The organism is Arthrobacter oryzae (assembly GCF_031454875.1).
Classification (GTDB): domain Bacteria; phylum Actinomycetota; class Actinomycetes; order Actinomycetales; family Micrococcaceae; genus Arthrobacter; species Arthrobacter oryzae_D.
Window position 1 is genome coordinate 139,688 of the sequence record NZ_JAVDRQ010000012.1, and the last position, 21,176, is coordinate 160,863.

The following is a 21,176-nucleotide window of genomic DNA, read 5'->3' on the forward strand; positions in this document are numbered from 1 at the left end:
GGTGCGGCCGCGCGCCGGAACCCAGCGTCAGAATGCTGATGAGCCCTGGATAGACCGGGGGGACATGCTGTCCTCAGTTCAGGACGCCCTTGCGGCGGACGACTGCTGGGCAGTTTTTGTCGTAGGCGACGCCGGGCTGGGAGCGTCCTCGCTGCTGGCGCAACTGAACAGCGCAGGAAAAGGCCGGACGGCGATCATGACCGTCCACGGGAGTCCCTCGCTGGCCCCGGTGCCCTACGGGGCGCTGTCCCCCTACCTGGCTGACCTCTCGGTGGAGGACGTCACCTCAAAGGTGGCCGTCCTGCGGGCGCTGTGGACGCACCTCGAAGGCGCCAGGAAGAATCCGGGCCCCGCCTTGCTGCTGGTTGATGATGCCCATGATCTGGACACCGCCACAGCCGAGATGATCTCCGAACTGGTCCAGGCCGGATGGGCCAAACTCGTGGCCACCTGCATCCCGCGGCCCGGCATACCCCAGCCCCTGCTCCGGCTCTGGCACGAGGGCACTGCCGAACGGTTTGATATTGCCCCCCTGACGCAGGAGCAGGGACACAGTCTCTGCGAGGCGCTGCTCGGTGGCAAAGTCCTCAACAGCACGTCGCGTGAATTCTGGCAGGAAGCCGGCGGCAATACGCTGCTGCTCAAGACCCTTGTCCGCGAGGCCCAGCGGTCCGGCGACCTGATCCAGCGGAACGGGGTCTGGCTCAACGCCGGGTCATCGCATGTCCGCACCCTGGAACTTACCGCCGTCGTCAAGGTCCAGCTTATGCGCATCTCCGCAGACGGCCGGGAGGCGCTGAACCTCATCGCCCTCGCGGAACCGGTGGACAGGACCCTCGTAGGAGAAATCGCGGGTGAACCGGCCGTCAAGGAACTGCTGGACCAGCGGCTGGTGGTCCAGTCCGTGGACAGCGAACCAACTTTGCGGCTGGTCAGCCCCGTCTACGGGGAAGTGCTGCGCAGGATCGTTCCGGCGGCCCGGAGCCTCCAGCTGCACCGCGAGCTTGTGTCCCGGATGGAAGTCTCCGCGGACAAACCGGAGTCACTGCTCCGCATGGTTTCCTGGTCCTTGGACTGCGGCGCGGAAGTGCCGGGCCGGCTGCTGATTCGGGCCGCTGTGCTTGCCTGCAAGCTCTTCCAGAGTGAGACGGCCCTTCGCATCGCCTGGGCCGTCCAGGACCCTGAGCTGCAGCAGACTGCCCGGGCTGTGATGGCCCGGTCGCATTACAACCTTGGACACTACGACGAAGCCGCGGCCCTCCTGAACGTGAACGTGGACGCAGGCAGCGGACTCACGCACATGGTAGTCAACAGCCTCCTGAGATCCGCCACGCGGACGGCGCTCGGACACCCCGCCTCGGACATTGCGGACGACGCCCGCAGGCTCCGTCAGTGGGGCGAAGAGGAGGCCGCGGCCAATCCCGCGGACGCACCGGGGATCCTCGCAGCCACGGAACGCCGGGCAACTTTGGTGGAACTGATGGCGCTCTCACTGTCGGGCGACTACCGGGGGATGGGCCCCCTGCTGGAGGCACTGCTGGCGGCCGGCAGCTCGGCGGGGGAGCCCGACGGCGCCCTCACCAGGTCAATGGCGCTTGCCCTCCAGGCCGAGCGGCTGTGCGCGCTGGGGTACCCGCTGCAGGGGCGCCAGCTCGCCATGGATGCCTACGGCCAGGCGCAGGCTCCGGACAACGACATCTTCTTCCTCCCGGAATTCATCGTGGTCCGGCTCATCGCTTGCGACCTCGCCGGCGGGGACTGGGCCGAGGCGCAGCAGCTCCTGGCGGGCTATGCGGATACCTCATTCGGCTCCGCCATGGTCTCGTTCAGCGGTGCAGCCTACGTGGTGATGGGCTATATCGCAGTCCGGCAGGGAAAACTTGCCGAAGCCCTGGAGCTCCTGACCACAGGACTCGAAGCCCTCCGCGACAGCGATCCCCAGCAGATGTTCCGGCTCTGCGCGGCCATGGCCTATTACGTGGCGGCAACCCAGGGCAGCCAAGCGGAGGCCGGCAGGTTGAGGCAGGAATACGAGGCCTGGGGCGAGCGCGGCATGCACCTGGTGACGGCCTTTGCCCGCGATTTCCTGGCAGCCGGTGACGAGCACCTCCGCGGCGACGGCAGCGGAATCGCCGCCCTCACCAAGAGTGCGGAGGAAGCAGCCAAACAGGATGCGCGCTACCTGGAGCTGAACGCCCTGGCCATGGCGCTGGCGCTCGGCGACACCACCAGGCTCGAACGGCTGGCTGCAGTCGCCGGCTCAGTAGAGGGCCCTTGGGCCGGAGCACTGGCTGAGTATTGTGCCGCGCTCGCCGACGGGAGCGCGGAACTTTACCTCCGTGCGGGGGACGCTCTTTACGCGGCTTCCGTCTTCCAGCTGGCATCCGACGCCTATTCGGCCGCCCTGGCGTCATTGGACCGCAGCCGGAACCGGGAGCTGGCGGCCATGGCCCGCGCCGGCATTGCCCGGTGCAACGAAGAGCTGGGGCACGCGGGCAGTGAGGCCCAGCCGGACACGGTGGCACCTGTCCTGACCAAGCGCGAGCGAAACATTGTGGGGCTGGCAGCAACCGGACTCAGCGACCGCATGATCGCGGACAAGCTCCAGATCTCCGTCCGCACGGTGGAGGGCCACCTGTACCGGTGCTATCTGAAGCTCGGCATCGCCGGACGTGACGAGTTGGCGGCGGCTGCCGGAATCATCGAGGATGCGCCGGCTCGGGCCAACAGGCCACCCGGGAAGTAAGTACCTGGCCGCCGCGTACTACTCGCTGGTGATCGCGCACCGGCGCTGCCACGGAGACTTGTTAACTATTTTGCCGCCCGGGAGGCCCTGAAATGGCGGTTTCGTGGCGGCCTGGTGGTTCCCTGCGTATCCCGATAGAGCGATCGGGGGTACCTGCCTTGCAGGTACAGGTATGAGTAAAGGGCAAATTCGAGTACTCACTACTGGTGTTCGCGGGCGTCCCAGCTGGTTAATTTGGGTTACCAGGAATCGCTTATAAATACAGAGGTCTCACTCATGTTGACAGCCGATAACGTGGCCAGGACACACGCCACCAGATCCGCCGGAATGGCAAGGGGCGCCGCATGGCCTTTGATTGGCCGGAAACAGGCTGTCAGCGACATCACCCGTGCCTTGGCCGAGTCCACAGGGGGAGTCCTGGTGACCGGATCCTCCGGTACCGGAAAGACCTTCCTCACCACCCACGCCCTCAAACAGTTCCGCGATGATTCCCTGGTCGTAACGCTCCGATGCAGCGCAGCCCTCTCCCGTTCCCCCTACGGCGCACTCAATATGTTGTTAAGCGACCTGGAGCCGGGGTACCTGAACCACCCCGTACTGGTCCTGTCCGGACTCATGCGGCTCCTGCGTGAACGCGCCGCCGGGAAGACCGTCTACCTCTTTGTCGACAATGCCGGCGAAGCTGACGAACTGACAGCCGTCACAATCGCCCAGCTGGCACGTAACCGCGCCGTTCGACTGGTCCTCACGTGCTCTGACCCGCTGCGGCTCTCGGCTGAGATCTCAGGACTCTGCGACGGCGGGTTCCTCACCCGCGTAAACCTCGAACCGCTGTCCTTCCGCGAGGCTGTCAGCTGGCTGGAGGAAGGGCTCAATGCCAAGGTCTCGCACTCCGCCGTCCAATCGCTGTGGGCAGCCAGCGACGGAAACCCGCACTACCTGAAGATGCTGGCGATGGAACTTGCCGATTCAGGTTCCCTGGTTGTCCGGGACGGGGTCTGGGTGCTGACTGCGGAGCAGCATGTACACGGACGGGCGATCACTGACCTGATTGCCACCCGGCTGGGACGCATGGGCAAGGCTGACCGGCGGATCCTGGAGATCCTGTCGCTGGCTGAGACGCTCCCTCTGGATACTCTGCTCACGCTTGTTGATGCCGACGACGTGGACGCCCTCGAAGAACGCGGGGTCCTGGCGGTCGAGGATTCCCTTCCCCGCCGCGTCAGGATCCAGAGCCAGCTCGTCGCCGATGTGGTGCGGGAGAACGTCCCGCCGGGCCGGAGCAACGAGCTCCGTGAAATGGTGCTCTCGGCTGCGGCGCCTTCCCTTCGGACGCCGGCAACGGAACTGCCGTTCGCCGTTTGGGCGCTCGATTGCGGTGCAGCGTTGTCGACGGATGAATCCCTCTCCGCTGCACGCCTGGCCAATCGGCGCCTGGATGCCCCCCTGGCGCTGCGGTTTGTCCGGACCATCAAGGAGCATGAGGGGCTGGCCGCAGCGGTCACCGAAGAGGTTACGGCGCTGATGACGCTGGGCGAGGTGGAGGAGGCCCTGGCAGTTGTCCGCCGACATCGCGAGGTGTCTCGGGGGGACCCCGCGCTCGCGGAATGGATAGGGCTTCTCCTGGCGGAGAGCTCTGTGTTCCTCGCCAGTCCCGACGCCTGGCAAGAGGCCCCGGATTCCCTGGCCCGGGCACGAAAAGTACTGTATGAGGACTCAACAGGTCCGGCCGCCGAACTGTCGGTGCCGGACCTCAGGCGCATCCGGGAACAGCTGACACTGGCCGAAGCCGAAGCGGCCGGCTATTCCGGAACGTACCGGGATATGGCCGCGAGCCTTGCCGAAGCCCTGGACAGCGTTGAATTCCACAGCGCGGAATTCCGTCTTCAGGCGGGAAGCTGGCTCTGTGAAGCCTGGGCTGTGACGGGTCGGCAGTCCGATGCCGCCGACCTCGCCGAACAGCTGAAGCTGCAGTGCCTGCGGCCGGAGATTCCGGTGGCCATCGCCCAGTCAGTGATCTCGCGGCTGCGCTTCGCCTACCTGGTGGCCGGCCGATGGGACGAAGCGACCGAGACGCTGCCGACCGAGGACTGGCTCCCGTCGTCCGTCGTTTATCGGCGGTTCAGCGCCACCGAAGTGCCCGAGGCGATCTGCGCCTGCATGCAGGGCCGCGGCCGGGACGGACTGGACCTGCTGGTTCCCGGCATCAGCCAGCTGCGGATCCAGGACAGCGAAGGCATCCTCACGCTGGCCTGTGCGGCGGCCGCCTATGCCTCGGCCCTGCAGGGGGAGCGCGAACAGGCACTTGGCTACCTGGCAGAGACGGAATCCTCTTCCCGCCGGAAAACCTGGAAGGTCTCCAGGGCGGAGGGCTACTTCACGGCGCTGGCGCGGGCGGAGCTGGATGGTGCGCGGACCGGGATTGAACAGCTGCTGCGCCTGGCAGACGACGATCGCTCCACGGGCACGGTGGGGCACGAGCTGCTGTGCCTGAGCTCGGCCGTCAGGCTGGGAGAATCCGCTGCCGCGCCGCGGCTGCTGGATGCTGCATTAAACAGCCAGGGGCCCTTTGCCGAACTGTGCGCGCAGTACGCGCGGGGTGTTATGGCCGGCGGAGCTGATGAACTCATGGCCGCCGCCAACCTCGCAGCCCGGCTGCACAACGACAGGTTTGCCCTGGACATCGCCGAGTCGGTCCTGAACCTCGACCAGGCGCGGCTCGAGCGGAGCCTGATCCGGCAGGCCAAGCACCTGGCGGAAACCTGCCGCCGGAGGTTGCGGACGCCGCAGGACGGCAACCACGACCGGCTGACGCTCACCGCACGTGAACTCCAGATAGCCCAGCTGGCTGCCGCCGGAGCGAGCAACAAGAGCATCGCGGCCCAGCTGCACGTTTCGGTACGGACGGTTGAGGGCCACCTTTACCAGATCTACGGCAAGCTGAAAATCGAAGAGCGCTTGGAGCTTCCGGTAGCCCTTGGCAGTACAGGAGATGACTAGCCATGACTGAAACCACCCTCACGGCAGAGCGGCTGATCGGGCGCTTCGGCATGGTTGCCTCGGTTGTTGATTGCCTGGTCGACACGAACGGCCCGGGCGCCCTGATCCTGGGCGACGCCGGCATCGGCAAGACGGCGCTCACCAACGAAGTGCTCTTTGAGCTTGGCAGCCGCGTCCGTCCTTTCCATGTCTATGCCGGGCCGTCGCTCTCCGAGGTTCCCTACGCGGCCCTGGCTCCTTTGCTGACCGCTTTGACACCCGGCCAGACGGACCAGCCCCGCGCCGTGCTCAAGGCACTCGTGACGGAACTCAATCCGGAGGGCCAAAGGGACCAATCGCAGGCTGTGCTGGTGGTCGAAGATGCGCACCACCTGGATGACAGCAGCGCCGCCGTGATCGCGCAACTGGCAGCGGCGGAAGCCGCCAGGGTGGTGCTGCTGTGCAGGCCGCACCCGTCGCCGCCACCCGAAGTGCTGTCCATGTGGTCGGAAGGGCTGGTGGACCGTTTCGAGCTGCAGCCGCTGACCAAGGACGAGGTCGATGAGCTCTGCACCCGGACCCTGGGATCGCCGCTCGTGCCCAGCGCCAGTGCGGTCCTTTTCAGGTCGTCCGGCGGCAACCCGATGTTCCTGCTGGAGTTGATAGCCCATGCCAAGAGCCGCGGCCACCTGCTGCGGCGCAATGACACCTGGGTGCTTTTGGGCGAGCCGGGAGCGGCCACCGTCCGGCTGATGGACCTGGTCAGGAACCAGATCATGCAGTTGAACCCTGACCAGCGGCAGGCCCTGGAATCAGTGGCCCTTGCCGAAGCGATCCCCTTGAGCGTCCTCCAGCGCGCCAGCGACAGCCGTGCCGTCGACGAACTCAAGGAGCTGCAGTTCATCGCGATTTCGGCGGATCCGGCGAGGCACGTCCGGCTGGCTCAACCATTGATCGGTGAGGTGATCAGGCAGCTGGTACCAACCGCCCGCAGCGTGACCATTCGACGGCGGATCGTGGACCTTCTGGACTCGCGGCCGGAGACACTGGACGGCAGGCTGCGGCATGTCACCTGGGCGCTGGAGTCCGGGGCGACCGTTCCCGACGCCGACATCCTGGAGGCAGCGCAGCTGGCAAACCGGCTGTTCATACCCGACTACGTGGAACGGGTGGTGGGCGCCATCAGGGAGCCGTCCCTGAAGCTCGCGGCACAGGTCGAACTGGCCCGCGCCAAGCTGTACGGCCGGGATCCGCTGGGAGCCGGCCTGTGCCTGGAAGGCGTGGTGGAACAGGCGACGGACCTGCGCACCGTCCGGCAGGCTTCCATGCTGGCGGCCCAACTGGCAGCCGGCCAGCGAAACGGGCCGGAGGCTGTGCTGCGGGCCGCTGATGCGTGGGCGGAAGCCGTCTCCCGGCTGGAAGAGGCCCATCCCGAGTTCGATGCCAAGGAACTTGAGACGGCGCGGCTGGGCAGCAGGCTGCTGGCCCTGGAGGGCTATCAGGCGGCCGGACGCCACGTGGAAGCAGAACCGGAACTGCAGGAGATCTGGGAGTCCACGGACGACGACGAGTCCCGGCTGCTGGCCGGCACGTTGCTGGCAGAGTCGCTGGCCCTTACCGGACGTGCCGTTTCGGCACTCCAGGTGGTGATGGTGGTCGAGGACATCCTCGCCGCCAGCGGCGACCGGCGCCTTGAGTACGCCGAGTTCGTGATGCGGCGCTACCTGCTGGCGCTGCTCCATGCCGGGGAACTCGATGTCCTGGATGCCTACCTGCAGAACCACATCGCCCAGGCCTCCAACTCCCTGATCTACTTTGGCGGGATGCTTCACCTCGCGGCTGGAAACGCGGACCTGCGGCGGGGCACCATCGGCGCCGCCTTGCCCAAACTGAGCCAGGCAGCCGAAGTGCTGCGCCTCTCCGATGCCGGCGGCGACCTGCCCGATGCACTCGCGGCCACGGCCTATTCAGCGTCCATCCTCAACCGGGCGGACACAGCCAAAGCTCATGCCGACGCCTACGACGCGCTGCTTTCGGACCATCGCCATGCCTCGCTGCTGGGGCGGGCCTACGCCGTGGCGGCACGGGCCGAACAAGTCGGTGTCCAGGCTGCGGTGTCCAAGCTAATTGCACTGGCCGATGCCGCCGCTGCCTCCGGCTTCCTCAGCTATGAAGTGGAGATCCTCTCCCTGGTGCTCCGGCTCGGCGATTTGTCCGTGGTGCCGCGCCTTGCCGCAACGGCGGAAGGGTGCGAAGGCCGCAGTGCGGAATTCGTGGCCGCGTATTGCCGGGCGCTTGCCGCCAAGGACGTCAACCGGCTGGTGGAAATGAGCGACGCCGCGGCGCGGGACGGACTGGATCTGGCCGCTGCGGAATGCGCCGCCCACGCCCTGCGGATCCTGGAGACGCGGGGGGACAAACCCCGTCAGTTCGAGGCCCAGAAGCTCGTCAAGCAGCGCAATGCCGCCCTCAACAAGACCGGGTCCTCGGCCGCTGAGATGCCGCCGGACCTGCACAAGCTGACGCGGCGCGAACAGGAAATCGCAGCCCTCGTCCAGGCCGGGGCGAGTAACCGCGAGATCGCGCTTCAGCTCGGGCTTTCACTCCGGACTGTGGAAGGGCATTTGTACCGGATGTTCGCCAAACTTGGCATCAGCCATCGGGAAGACCTGGCAATGGTTGCCTACGGTGCCCGCCACGCCGGATTGCCCGGTACCGCGTAGTTACGCCACTTCCAGGCCCGACGGCAGGGACCCGGGAGCCGGGTCCCTGCCGTCCGGCTTCCGGCTGTCCGGTTGCACTCTGACCGGCTGCCGCCACGAAAACAGGACCGCGTCCGCTGCCCGTTGAGTCTGCCCGTGCGCCGAAAGACGGAGCCATCACTCATTTCGCGCTGCCTCCGAACGAGTACCGATGCGAGTAGTGGGGGCGGGCCGGGCGCGTACCACCCAGTTCCGGTCGGGGATGCACCCGCAAAGACGGGTAGAGCCCACTCGCGCCCCGGCAGGTGGTTGGTTAATACGCTGTAGCTTGTTGGGCCGCAGGCAAATATTGGGGAAAGAAGTGGGTCTCTAAATGCACCAATCAGCTGACACTTGGCTTTCGGAATTTCATGTGGCAATCCACCTGGAACGAACCTTCAGGGCGACCAGCACCCCGCTGATTGCGGGCACCCCATTCGAGCCGGCGACGATCCGGGCAGCGTCTTCTGAGACCGGGATCTGCCAGTCTTCGTCGCCGGCTTTCACACACAAGGGACAACACGAATACCGGGAGGTCGGTTTAGCATGACACCGAACACCAAGCTAAAAACCCATAAGGCACCGCTGACCAGGGCAGCCCTTCCACCGCTGCTCGAGGATTCCCGGGAATGGCAGGGAAACGGAGCCGGAACCGCCGAAGGGGCGGAAGCCGTTGAGTCGCCGGTCCAGGCAAACGAATCGGAAGCCCAGGATCTCACGTTTACGTTCGATGTCGCGATTGTCGGACTGGGCTACGTCGGCCTGCCAACAGCGCTTGCCATCAACGCTTCAGGACGGCGCGTCCTGGGCCTGGACGTGTCCGAGAACAGGCTGGCGGTAATCCGGTCCCAGCAGGCAGACCTGCTCGACTCGGACAAGGTCCGCCTCAGCAACGCCCTCGAGGATCCGTCGTTCATGATCAGCACGGACCTCTCGCTGCTGGCCCGGGCCGCAGCAGTGGTTGTGTGTGTTCCCACCCCGGTGGATCCCTACCTGGTGCCGGATCTCGGGATTCTCCGGGCAGCCTGCGCTTCGGTGGTTGAGTTCGCCGTGCCGGGCCAGCTGCTGATGCTCACGTCCACTACGTATGTGGGCTCCACCCGGGACCTTTTGGCCGTTCCGCTGGCTGCCAAGGGCCTGATCCCCGGGCGGGACGTCTTCGTGGCTTTCTCGCCGGAGCGCATCAACCCCGGAGTGGACGCCTTCTCACACGAGGACGTGCCGAGGGTGGTCGGTGGAGTCACGCCGGCTTGCGGTGAAGCCGCAGAGGCGCTGCTGCAGGCCAGCACCAAGCTGGTGCACGTCGTGCCCTCCGCAGATGTGGCCGAGATGACCAAGCTCGTCGAAAACACCTTCCGGGCCGTGAACATCGCCCTGGCCAACGAGTTCGCGGACATTTGCCACGGGCTGGGCATGGAGGTCATGGACGTAATCGATGCGGCCTCGACCAAGCCCTACGGCTTTATGCCTTTCACTCCCGGGCCGGGCGTCGGCGGGCACTGCATTCCCTGCGACCCGCACTACCTGCTTTGGCAACTGCGGAAAGCCAGGGTCACGGCTCCCGTCATCGAACACGCCATGGCCGGCATCGCCGGAAGGCCCCACCAGGTGGTGGAAAAGGCCCGCCGCATCCTGTCGGACCGGAACCACGGAATCTCCGGCGCCCGCGTGCTGGTCCTTGGTGTGGCCTACAAACCCGATGTGGAGGACCTCCGCGAATCTCCGGCGCTGGAAATCATCGCCGCGATGATCGCCGGCGGCGCAGATGTGGCGTACCACGATCCGTGGTGCCCCACCGCTCCGGATGGCCAGGGCGGTGCACTCGAGTCCCTCGAGGATCCGTCGGTCTGGGATGCAGACCTGGTGATCCTGCACACCCGGCACGCCGCAATGGACATCGACTGGCTGCGCGATGCGCCGGCCGTCCTTGACACCACCTACCGGCTGCCCGCCGGCACAAACGTCACGAGGTTGTGATTCCAGCGGCGTCGCTGGTCTTCAAAAGAAAGTAGGAGAAGTGAAAACAGCAATCACCGGCGGAGCCGGCTTCATCGGGAGCCATCTCGTGGAGCACCTCCTCGCGGCCGGCGACAAAGTAACGGTGTTGGACGACCTCTCTACCGGGCGCCTGGAAAATCTCCGGACTGTGATTGGCCACCGGGATTTTCATTTCGTCGAGGGCAGCATCCTCGACCGCGCGGCGGTGGACCGGGTGGTGGCCGGCGCTGACCGGGTCTTCCACCTGGCTGCCGCCGTCGGCGTCAACCTGATTGTGGAGCACCCGCTGGAAAGCCTGCGGACGAACATCCACGGCACGGAAGTGGTGCTGGATGCCGTGCTGGAATCGGGCGCGACGCTGCTGCTGGCATCCACCAGCGAGATCTACGGCAAGAACACCTCGGATAGTTTGTCGGAGGAATCAGACAGGATCCTCGGCTCGGCCCTCAAATCGCGGTGGACGTATGCCGCCGCCAAAGGAATAGACGAGGCGTTCGCACACGCGTACTGGCGCCAGTTCGGGCTTCCGGTGGCCATCGTACGGCTGTTCAACACGGTGGGCCCCAGGCAAACGGGACGGTACGGAATGGTGGTGCCGCGCCTGGTCAGGCAGGCGCTCGCCGGCGAGCCGCTGACGGTTTACGGCGACGGACACCAGACACGGTGTTTCTCCTATGTGGGCGACATCGTCCCTGCCATTACCAGGATCTCCGAGGAGGAGTCCGCGTACGGCAATGCCTACAACCTGGGCGGCAGCTACGAGATTTCGATCCTCACGCTCGCCCAGAGGATTGTCGAACTGCTTGGCAGCGAGAGCCCCATCACGCTGGTGCCCTATGAGCAGGCCTACGCGGAGGGTTACGAGGACATGCGCCGCCGTGTACCCAACAACAGCAAAGCGAAGGATCTGGTGGGTTTTGATCCCAAGACCACCCTGGACCAGATCATCCAGAACGTGGCGGCCGACCACCGCCCGGTGAAAGCGCCCGATCCGCTCGGGTGGAAAGTCACGATGGCGGCCAACTAGCCGTCCGTGAGGTGCCGCGCCGGACGGGGGGCGGCAACCGTCAAAAGTTATGTGCACCTTCGACGAAAGAGTTGAGTTCCATGACGCTACTGCAACGCAACACTGCGGTCTCAGAGCCCCGGCACAGGGCTGAGCGACCGCCTGGCCGGCGGAAGGCCCGCTGGCTGGCAGCTTCAACCACGGTGGCCTTGGCCGCCTCCCTGTTGGGGCTCACAGCCCCCGCCGCCAACGCTGTTGGCGAAACTGTCGTGACGCTGACGTTCGACGACGCCAACGCCGACCAGATTCCTGCCGCAGCCAAGATCAATTCGTTGGGGATGCCCGGCACATTCTTCCTGCCCTCCGGCTATATGAACCGGCCGAATTACATGACCACAGCTCAGGCCCAGGCGCTTCAGGCGGCAGGCAACGAGATTGGCGGCCACAGCGTCACCCACGCTGACCTTGCGGCAGTAGGACCGGATGAGCTGGCACGCCAGGTCTGCGGCGACCGCGCCACTCTGTCCGGATACGGGCTGGACGTTCAGAACTTCGCCTACCCGTTTGCTTCGGCAAACGCGAGCGCCGAAGCCGCTGTGGCAGCGTGCAACTACAACAGTGCGCGTGGCCTGGGCGATATCCGCAGCAAAGTTGCCGGCTCGGAGACCTTTCCGTTTGCCGAGTCGTTGACTCCCGCTAATCCTTACTACACCGGAGCTCCAGACCAGCTCGATGAGACCTGGACCCTGGCGGATATCCAGTCCCTGGTGACCCAGGCCCAAGCCAACGGCGGCGGCTGGGTGCAGCTCACCTTCCACCACATTGGGACCGGCATCGACCCCGTCTCTGGCGTGAAGGACCCCCTCACCGTCAGCACGGAGGTCTTCAACCAGTTTGCCGACTGGCTGGCCAATCAGGAGGCCACAAACACCACCAACCCGGTGCAGGTGAAGACGGTCAAGGAAGTCATCAACAAGCCCACCAAAGCTGTGATCGCCGGTCCTCCGGCCCCGGCACCCCGGACCGCCGGCAACCTCATCAAGAACCCCAGTCTCGAGACGCCCGGATTGAACGGGTCACTCCTTCCGCGCTGCTGGCAGGGCGGCGGCTACGGAACCAACACCCGCACGTTCTCGAACGTGTCACCGGGCCACGGCGGCACAGCCACAGCCGCGCAGCAGCTTGTGGTGTCCGGTTACGCCACAGGAGACGGCAAGTTGCTGCCCCAACTGGACACAGGGGAGTGCGCCCCGAGTGCCACCCCCGGCCACGTGTACGAGGTCAAAGCCTGGTACAAGGCGGTGGGCGGAGTGACGCAGTTCGATGCGCACTACCGGACGGCTCAGGGTGCCTGGGTCTACTGGACCTCCAGCCCTTGGTTCGCTGCCTCGGACAATTGGGTGCAGGCCAAGTGGGATACGCCTGCCGTTCCTGCGGACGCGACGGCCATCAGCATCGGGCTAAACCTGTTTGCCAACGGCACCCTAACCACCGACAACTATGAGTTGTACGACAAAGTGGGGGTCAAGACGTTTACGGACATACCCTCGACGTTCCTCTTCTACAACGAGATCAGCTGGATGGCCAACAACCTGATCACTACCGGATACGCCGATGGCACGTTCAAGCCCGGGGTCACGCTGGACCGTGGCATGATGGCGGCCTTCCTCTACCGCTTTGCCGGAAGCCCGGCTGTACCGGCGGGCCCGCAGAGGTTCCCGGACGTTCCCACCACCCATGATTTCTACAACGAAATCCAGTGGCTGGCGTCCCAAAACATCACGCGGGGATTCGCGGACGGGGGCTACCACCCCTATGAGCAGGTCAACCGTGATCAAATGGCGGCGTTCCTTTACCGCATGAACGGCAGTCCGGCGGTGAGCGCAACGGCGCCCGTCTTCCCCGATGTGCCTGCCGGTAACGGCTTCTACAACGAAGTGCGCTGGCTGGCCGACATGGGAATCACGTTCGGCTTCGCAGATGGCACCTTCAGGCCGGGAGCATCCATCAACCGTGACCAGGTGGCGGCGTTCATCTACCGGTACAACCTGAACTTCCCCAAGGGCATGTAGGCCCGCCCTAAAGGCAAGTTCACGGCAACTCAGTTACCAGCCAGGCACGGGCGGTCGTGCATCCGGAGGAAGTCCCCCGGATGCACGGCCGCCCTCGCCGCTGTCCGGTCCGCGCCGCTCTCCCGCAACACCGTCCAGTCCGCTTACCGTTCTCCAAGCAGGCATATTCATTGATTCGGGGGATCAGAAATGAAACATCGAGGCTCCGTTCTCAGCCGCCGCCTGGGCGGAATTATGTCAGCAGTCCTGCTGCTGGCGGCGGGTGCTACGGCCTGCACGCCGCCGAAGCCGGAACCACAAGGCAGATACCCGTGGCATACAGACATTGTGGCCACCACCTTCTGGGTGGGGGAGGTCTTTGACCCCAACGCAGCGGACGGCAGCCAGGTGTTCTCCACCTACGACTCGCAGTGGATGAGGAGCTACGGCGGCTGTGATGGCAAGGTCACGGCCGGCAAGTGCGAGACCGAGGCGCGATCTGATTCAAACGGTTACGCACCCAGCAGCTTCAAGCCCAAGGAGAACCCCTTCTACCTGGACCTTCCCTACGACGACGTCAATAATCCGGCAGCCTTCCGCGAACGGGCAGACGTTATTCCCTGGGCCAACGACGAAGGGTACAGAGGACAGGCCACCAACCGCTCCTTCAGCTACATGAAGAACCGTTGGGTCAAAATCCGCAAGGACGGCAAGGAGTGCTACGGCCAGATTCAGGATGCGGGCCCGGGCCAGTACCAGGATAAGGAGTACGTCTTCGGATCAAACGACGCGCGGCCCGCCAACAAGAAGTTCAACGGCGCCGGCATGGACGTTTCGCCGGCACTCAACGGCTGCCTGGGCTTCAGTGACCTGGACGGCCAATCGGACAAAGTGGACTGGCAGTTCGTCGATTTTCAGGATGTTCCGCCCGGTCCCTGGCTGGACGTGGTCACCACCAGCCAGGTGAAGTAGCTGCGAGCGCTCAGCCCATCCTGCCCGGGAGCCCGGATCCCAAAAGATCGGAGAAACGCGCCGTGCCCTGGTCCACACCGCTGCAGGTGAATGTTGCGTCCTGCCCCTGCTCACTGGACGGACAGGGGGCGTCGCGGTTGAGCGACCACATTGAGAGGCGCTGGACCCCCAGTTCCACCGCGTAGTCTTTCAGGCCCCGGGCTGCGTCCAGTTCGAAGATCTCGCCCGGCAGGTCGTTGCGCCCGATCATGGGCGTCAGCCCGATCTTCTTCCAGATCTGTTCGCGGCTAAGATTGATGCCCGCCCGCTGGTAGACGATACCCAACTGATCGTGGGTGGCGTCGGCCGCTGCCTTGGCTGCCTCCAGCATCCCTTGTGAGCTGCTGCGGCTGGCACCGTAGTTCATGGTCATGATGTTGACCCCGGACAGCCGGACGCCCGCCTGGAGCATCTGCTCCACGGCGGCTATTCCCGCGTCCGTAAGGCCGCGTGGAGAAGCCGGCAGGGTCAACCAGACGGCGAGCTTCTGACCCGACGCATTGCGGTCCCCTTGCAGGGCCGCCACTGCCCTGGCCCGGCGCTCGCCGCCGGCCTGGTCAAGGAGATCCGCGCCCTCCAGGTCGAAGTCCATGAATGAAGGCTCGTAACGTTCAACAACGTCCCGGTAGGCAGTGCGGAGCTTGCCCTCGTCCTCGCAGGCGGTGGCTAATTCACGGTTTCGGGAACCCCCGAAGGAAACCGAGGCTGCCCCACCCTGCGACCGAAGCACGGAAAGCCGTTTGTCCAGGCCAAGGGCCGTTCCAGCCTTTTCAAGGCCGTAGGCTGCACCCCAGCTGGGCACGCAGGAGTCCTCGGGGGAAGCAACCAGAAACGCCAGCACCACGTCCCTGGTGGCCGGCCCGGAGGACTCTTCGAAGGCGTATGCCGGCGAAACCGTAACGTCCACGTATCCGGCGAACCACGTCGGCTGTGCCGCCCCGGTGGCAAGGCCGGACCGCCATGTCCAGAAAAAGATGACGCAGGCCAGGATGGTGGCCACGGCAACGGCCGTCATAAGGGGCGTCGAGGGCTGCCGCAGCCCCAGGTTCCTCCGCCGCACCCCGCGCCGGGATCCGCCGGGAACCGGTGCCGGCGCGGTCTCCGCGTCGGCCGCGGCAGCCGGCTCCGAGCCGCGGTTCAATGCTGTCATCAGGTCCCACGCCCCCCTCCAGTGAACTTAGACACCATTTCACCACGACCTGCCTGGTGGCGGTGTCTGGCCGCAAGCCAATACGGGTGTCGTCAGGTGTACATCGAGTACCAATCCGGGTAGTGGACGAGTGGCAGCGGGTCTGACCGGCACCTGGTGTACCGAAAGACGGGTAGGCGCCACTCGTGCCGCCGATCGCTCCTCTTAATAGGCTTTGGATGTCGGATAGATACAGAGTTCCGGGGGAGAATCGGGTCTCAAAATGGGAATGGACGCAGTATTGCGGGCGAAAGCACGCAACCATGCCCCTCAACGGCAGTTCGTGACGGTCATGGCGGCAGCATTGCCCCGGCCGGCGGAATCCGCTGTTGCTTTCTCTCCCAATCCTGCCGACACCGCTGCCGTGAGGCAGCCAGCCCTGGCGCACAGGCCCGGGGCCCATGAACGGGGGTCGGTGGCGAACAAGCCTTTGAGACCAAGGCTTCCCCCCAGTCGTCACCGACCCCTTCGAGGTGTCAATTCATGAATCACTGCGGCCTGGGGGGATCCTCTTGCGGCCGGGCAATACGGATGTAAGAGGGGATATCTGTCATGAGGCAACGGCTGGAACCATTGGAGGACCAGGGCCATCCGCTCCGGTCCGGATTGACCAGGCAGCGAAAGCGGACCACGCTCTGGGCAGTCTCATGGCTGGGTGCTCTTGCCCTCCTGACGGGGTCGGCCGCCCTTGCGCCGAACCAAGGCGCGGCGCCGGACGGAAATGCACCCGGGCCCCTGAAGAATTTTTCGGCACCCGTGGATACCAGCCTGGCGCTGACCACCGTGACGCTGACGTTCGACGGCGGCCGGGCAAGCCAGCTGGCCGCGGCCCAAACCCTGCGAACCCACGGATTGCGGGGGACCTTCTTCGTCAACTCAGGATTTATGGGGGCGAAGGACTACATGACGGTCGAGGACCTCCATACATTGGCCGCCGACGGAAACGAGATCGGCGGCCACACTGTGACCCTTGCGGACCTCACGTCACTGGACCCCGATGAGGCCAAGCGGCAGGTCTGCAATGACCGGACCAATCTGACTGATTGGGGCTTCAAGGTCACATCGTTCTCCTACCCGTTTGCAGCGAAGTCGCCTGAGGCCGAGGCCATGGTGGCCGACTGCGGGTACAACAGCGCGCGCAGTCAGGGCGATATCCGCAGCCGGCTGGGGTGCACGGATTGCGCAGTGTCTGAAACAGTCCGTCCGGCGGATCCGTTCAGTACCAGGTCGACGCCTGAAATCGGCTCTGCATGGACCATCAATGACCTGCAGCAGGCAGTTATGCAGGCTGAAACGGGCGGCGGCTGGCTGCAGCTGAGCTTCTTCGACATCGATGACAGCGGCGGTCCGCGGTCCGTCAGCCCGGCACTGTTCAGCGACTTCGTAGCGTGGCTGGCCACCCGTACCGATGAGGGCACCACGGCCATCCGCACCGTCCACGACGTCATCGGGGGAGGGGCCAAGGCTCCCGTTGCCGGCCCGGCTGCTCCGGCGGCACCGCCGGGCGTCAACGCGCTGCGCAATCCCGGCCTGGAAACAGCGGGGAAATACGGACTCCCGGAGTGCTGGCAGGTGGCCACCTACGGCGAGAATTCACACGTCCTGAGCACCATGACCCCCGGACGCAGCGGGGACATCGCCCGCCGGCTGGATGTTACCGGCTATGTATCCGGTGACGCGAAACTGTTGCCGGTCCTGGACCTGGGAGCCTGCGCGCCGAGCGTCGTTCCCGGCCACAGCTATACGCTGCGGGCCTGGTACACGTCCACGGCATCCACGCAGTTCGAGTTGTATTACCGCAACAAGGTTGGCACCTGGACTTACTGGACAGCCAGCCCATGGTTTCCCGCCAGCTCTGCCTACCGGCAGGCTGAGTGGAATACACCACCGGTGCCGGCAGACGCCGTCGGCATCAGCTTTGGATTGAATCTGTTCAGCGACGGGGAGCTGGCAACAGATGACTACGAGATGTTAGACACGGGGGCGCCGGTCGCCCCGTAAGGCCCCGCCCGTTGCCAGCGCAGAGGCTCCACGGGCTCGAAAAGAAGAATCGAGTCGATTCCCATGAGGTTGAATACTTCCGGGCGAATAGCAGGCCGGACTGACGTGGATGCCGTGCGGCGCAGGGTGCGAATATGGGCGCGGTCGGCCGTGACGGCGATGGGCATCGTGGCCCTGGCCGTCTCGGGCCTGACCGTGCTGGCGGTCCCGGCCCAGGCGGCGGCGCCCACCGTGGTGTCGTTGACGTTCGACGACGGAAACGCCGACCAGATGACCGCTGCCCAGATCATGAACAACTACGGTGTCGACGGGACGTTTTACATCACCTCGGGCGTCATCAACAGCGCCAATTACCTGACCGTGGCCAACCTCCAGGGCCTGGCCGCGAGCGGCCATGAAATCGGCGGCCACACCGTAACCCACCCGGACCTGGTCACCCTGCCGTCCGATGAAGCCACGCGGCAGGTGTGCAACGACCGGGTCAACCTGACCAACTGGGGGTTTGCCGTCACGAGCTTTGCCTATCCGTTTGCGTCGTCGAATGCCGCCGTCGAGGGCGTTGCGAGGAATTGCGGATACAACAGTGCGCGCGGCCTGGGCGACATTCAGACCCGGTTCAGCTGTGCCGGATGCCCGTTGGCCGAGACCATCCCGCCGGGTAACGCCTACAACACGGCGGCCCCGGACCAGGTGGACAGCACATGGACACTGGCGGACCTCCAGCGCTCCGTCACCCAGGCTGAGTCCGTGGGCGGGTGGATCCAACTGACATTCCACCACATTGCGGCGTCCAGCGCGGATCCGCTCAATGTCACGCCCACGGTCTTCCAGCAGTTCGTGGCCTGGCTGAAGGCCCGGCCTGCCACCACCACGGTAAAGACCGTAAACCAGGTCATCGGCGGAACGGTCAAACCTGTCGTGTCAGGGCCGGCCGTACCGCCGCAGCCCACAAGCGGCAACCTGGTGAAGAATCCCAGCCTGGAAACGCTGGTGAACGGAGTGCCCCAGTGCTGGCAGGCAGGTGGTTACGGCACAAATTCGCCGACCTTCACCACAGTCAGCCCAGGCCGAACAGGATCCAGGGCGGAGCGCCTGGTGGTGACCGGCTACGTCAACGGTGATGCCAAATGGCTGCCGTCCCTTGACCTCGGCGGATGCTCACCGACCGCCACAGCCGGGCATTCGTACCGGCTCGGGGCATGGTACAAATCCACCACCAACACCCAGTTCGCCCTCTACTACCGGACCGGCGTCGGATCCTGGGTGTACTGGACCTCCAGCCCATGGTTCGGGCCTGCCACGACATTCCAGAAAGCAAGCTGGACTACGCCGGCCCTGCCCGCGGGAGCCAGCGGCATCAGCTTCGGGCTCAACCTCTTCAGCAACGGAACGCTCATTACCGACGACTACGAAATGATCGACGTCGCCTCGTCCACGCCGACCGCGCCGCCGCCGGCGCCGTCGGGTACGAACCTGGTGCAAAACGCCAGCCTTGAAACGGCGGGCGCCGGGTCGGTGCCGCAGTGCTGGCAAACCGCCGGGTACGGTTCGAATACCGCGTCCTTCAGCACCGTGGCCACGGCCAGGACCGGGACCAAGGCCGAACGCCTCGTGGTGAGCAACTACGTGAACGGCGACGCCAAACTCCTCCCGACCCTGGACTCCGGATCGTGCGCACCGGCCGCCGTCGCCGGCCGTACCTATTCGCTTCGCGCCTGGTACACCTCGACGACGGTCACCCAGTTCGCCGTCTACTACCGGAACTCGGCCGGAACCTGGGTCTACTGGACGTCCAGCCCGTGGTTTGCTGCCGCAGGCTCCTATACGCAGGCGAGCTTCACCACCCCGGCGTTACCCGCCGGCGCAACCGCGATCAGCTTCGGGCTGAGCCTCTTCAGGAACGGCACCCTGACGACGGATGACTATGCCATGTACGACTCGATTGGAGCGCCGTCACTGTGATAGCCGTCTACGTTGTCCTTGTCCTCGGAATCAGCACGGTCTTCTGGTCGTTTGTTGGGCTGTTGCGCCTGGCCAATGAGCAATACATTCGCAGGGTGGCGCTGGGACCCCCGCTGAGCGGGCGCGCGCTTAGGCTCCTCCAGCGGTGGCCGCTGGCCAACCGGATTGGCTCCGGCGTCCACGGCGCCCACACACTGCCGGCTCCGCGGGCACACCGGGGACAGATCCAGCGGGAGCACGGCCGCCACCGGGCCAGGGACCCCAAGATCTTGCCGGCGAATGTTGCGGTACTGATAGCCGCCCACAACGAGGCCCTGGTCATCAGCGAGACCATCCGGGCCGCCGCGCTGCTGGTGCCGCTCCGGAACATCCACGTCATCTCGGACATGTCCACGGACGACACTGCCGCCATTGCCCGGGCGGCCGGCGTCAAGGTCCTGGAGCTCGAACCGAACAGGGGGAAAGCCGGCGCGCTCGCCGCCGGGATCGCCCACTTCGAACTGTGCAGGAAATTTAAGGTGGTGATGATGCTTGACGCGGATACCCGGCCAACCCCGGACTATCTGGAAACCGGCCTGCCGCTCTTCCTTGATCCCTCCGTGGTTGCCGTCGCGGGCCGGGCGAAGTCGATCATGACGCCGCCGGCTCCTACCGTGCTCGGCCGGTTCCTGGTGGCCTACCGGGAACGGCTCTACATTGTGGTGCAGCTGCTGCTCAAATACGGCCAGGCGGCCAGGGGCGCAAACGTTGTTTCGATCGTGCCCGGCTTCGCCAGCATGTACCGGACCAATGCACTCGCGAAAATCAAGGTGCTGGCACCTGGCCTGGTCATCGAGGACTTCAACATGACGTTTGAGATCCACGCCAAGAAGCTGGGGCGGATCGCCTTCCACCCGTCAGCCGCCGTGGCATATACACAGGATCCGGACAACCTGCAGGACTACACCCGGCAGGTCCGCCGGTGGATCCTGGGCTTTTGGCAGACGGTGCGCCGGCACCGGCTGCAGGCCGGAAAGTTCTGGTTCGTGCTGGTGTTCTACATCGTCGAACTCGTCATTAGCTGCATGTTCTTCGTGCTGCTGATTCCGGTCTTCCTGCTGTCGCTCGTGGCGGCGATGCAGGTGCAGGCGTTCGGTGAGAACGGCGAATCCTTCCTGTATCTGTCCGGACTCATGCGTCCCCAGGACGTCCTCCTGGGTGTCTTCCTCCCGGACCTCGTGCTGACAATCATTGCGGCCCTGGCACTGCGCCGGCCAGGCATCCTGCTGATGGCGCCGTTCTTTCCGTTTATGCGGATCCTCGACTCGGTCATTTGCCTGATGGTGCTTCCCCGGGCTTTCTCGGCGGCGTCATCGGGGGTGTGGGTCAGCCCGGTACGGCGCGTCCAGGGTGAGGCGCTCGAACTTGAAGAAGCGACGGCGGGTGCGGGAGTCACCCGCTAAGGCCGAAAAGCCGGCACCGTAAAACCCGGCGCCGTCGTCGGATCCCAAAA

Annotated in this window: 11 protein-coding genes; 10 read left to right on the plus strand and 1 reads right to left on the minus strand. The window is 65.2% G+C overall.

Annotation, left to right across the window (positions count from 1 at the left end; all coding sequences use genetic code 11):
- Window positions 1–64 precede the first annotated feature (64 nt).
- The 7 genes from J2805_RS19910 (at window position 65) to J2805_RS19940 (ending at window position 14,493) form a co-directional block, all read left to right on the plus strand.
- Window positions 65–2,746, plus strand: a complete 2,682-nt coding sequence (locus J2805_RS19910; protein ID WP_309979338.1) for a helix-turn-helix transcriptional regulator — start codon at window positions 65–67, stop codon at window positions 2,744–2,746.
- A gap of 276 nt (window positions 2,747–3,022) precedes the next feature.
- A complete protein-coding gene (locus J2805_RS19915; protein ID WP_309979340.1) occupies window positions 3,023–5,746 on the plus strand; it encodes a helix-turn-helix transcriptional regulator in 2,724 nt (907 codons plus the stop codon).
- A 2-nt stretch (window positions 5,747–5,748) separates the two neighbouring features.
- The gene (locus J2805_RS19920) at window positions 5,749–8,448 is read left to right on the plus strand and encodes a helix-turn-helix transcriptional regulator (protein ID WP_309979342.1); all 2,700 of its coding nucleotides are present in this window, start codon (window positions 5,749–5,751) and stop codon (window positions 8,446–8,448) included.
- 564 nt (window positions 8,449–9,012) lie between these two features.
- The gene (locus tag J2805_RS19925; RefSeq protein WP_309979344.1) at window positions 9,013–10,443 is read left to right on the plus strand and encodes a nucleotide sugar dehydrogenase; all 1,431 of its coding nucleotides are present in this window, start codon (window positions 9,013–9,015) and stop codon (window positions 10,441–10,443) included.
- Between the two features lie 40 nt (window positions 10,444–10,483).
- Window positions 10,484–11,491 (plus strand): dTDP-glucose 4,6-dehydratase, encoded by a 1,008-nt coding sequence (locus J2805_RS19930; RefSeq protein WP_309979346.1) that lies wholly within the window; start codon window positions 10,484–10,486, stop codon window positions 11,489–11,491.
- An 80-nt stretch (window positions 11,492–11,571) separates the two neighbouring features.
- The gene (locus J2805_RS19935) at window positions 11,572–13,542 is read left to right on the plus strand and encodes an S-layer homology domain-containing protein (RefSeq protein ID WP_309979348.1); all 1,971 of its coding nucleotides are present in this window, start codon (window positions 11,572–11,574) and stop codon (window positions 13,540–13,542) included.
- A 234-nt stretch (window positions 13,543–13,776) separates the two neighbouring features.
- Window positions 13,777–14,493 (plus strand): hypothetical protein, encoded by a 717-nt coding sequence (locus J2805_RS19940; protein ID WP_309979350.1) that lies wholly within the window; start codon window positions 13,777–13,779, stop codon window positions 14,491–14,493.
- 10 nt (window positions 14,494–14,503) lie between these two features.
- On the opposite strand, the gene J2805_RS19945 is transcribed toward J2805_RS19940, so the two are convergent.
- Entirely contained in the window at window positions 14,504–15,682 is a 1,179-nt protein-coding gene (locus J2805_RS19945) for a chitinase (RefSeq protein ID WP_309979352.1), read from the minus strand.
- Window positions 15,683–16,477: 795 nt separating this feature from the next.
- On the opposite strand from J2805_RS19945, the gene J2805_RS19950 reads away from it, so the two are divergent.
- The 3 genes from J2805_RS19950 (at window position 16,478) to J2805_RS19960 (ending at window position 21,126) form a co-directional block, all read left to right on the plus strand.
- Window positions 16,478–17,722, plus strand: a complete 1,245-nt coding sequence (locus J2805_RS19950; RefSeq protein ID WP_309979354.1) for a polysaccharide deacetylase family protein — start codon at window positions 16,478–16,480, stop codon at window positions 17,720–17,722.
- 63 nt (window positions 17,723–17,785) lie between these two features.
- A complete protein-coding gene (locus J2805_RS19955) occupies window positions 17,786–19,684 on the plus strand; it encodes a polysaccharide deacetylase family protein (protein WP_309979356.1) in 1,899 nt (632 codons plus the stop codon).
- Entirely contained in the window at window positions 19,681–21,126 is a 1,446-nt protein-coding gene (locus J2805_RS19960; protein WP_309979357.1) for a glycosyltransferase family 2 protein, read from the plus strand. The genes J2805_RS19955 and J2805_RS19960 overlap by 4 nt, the downstream gene beginning before the upstream one ends.
- Window positions 21,127–21,176 lie beyond the last annotated feature (50 nt).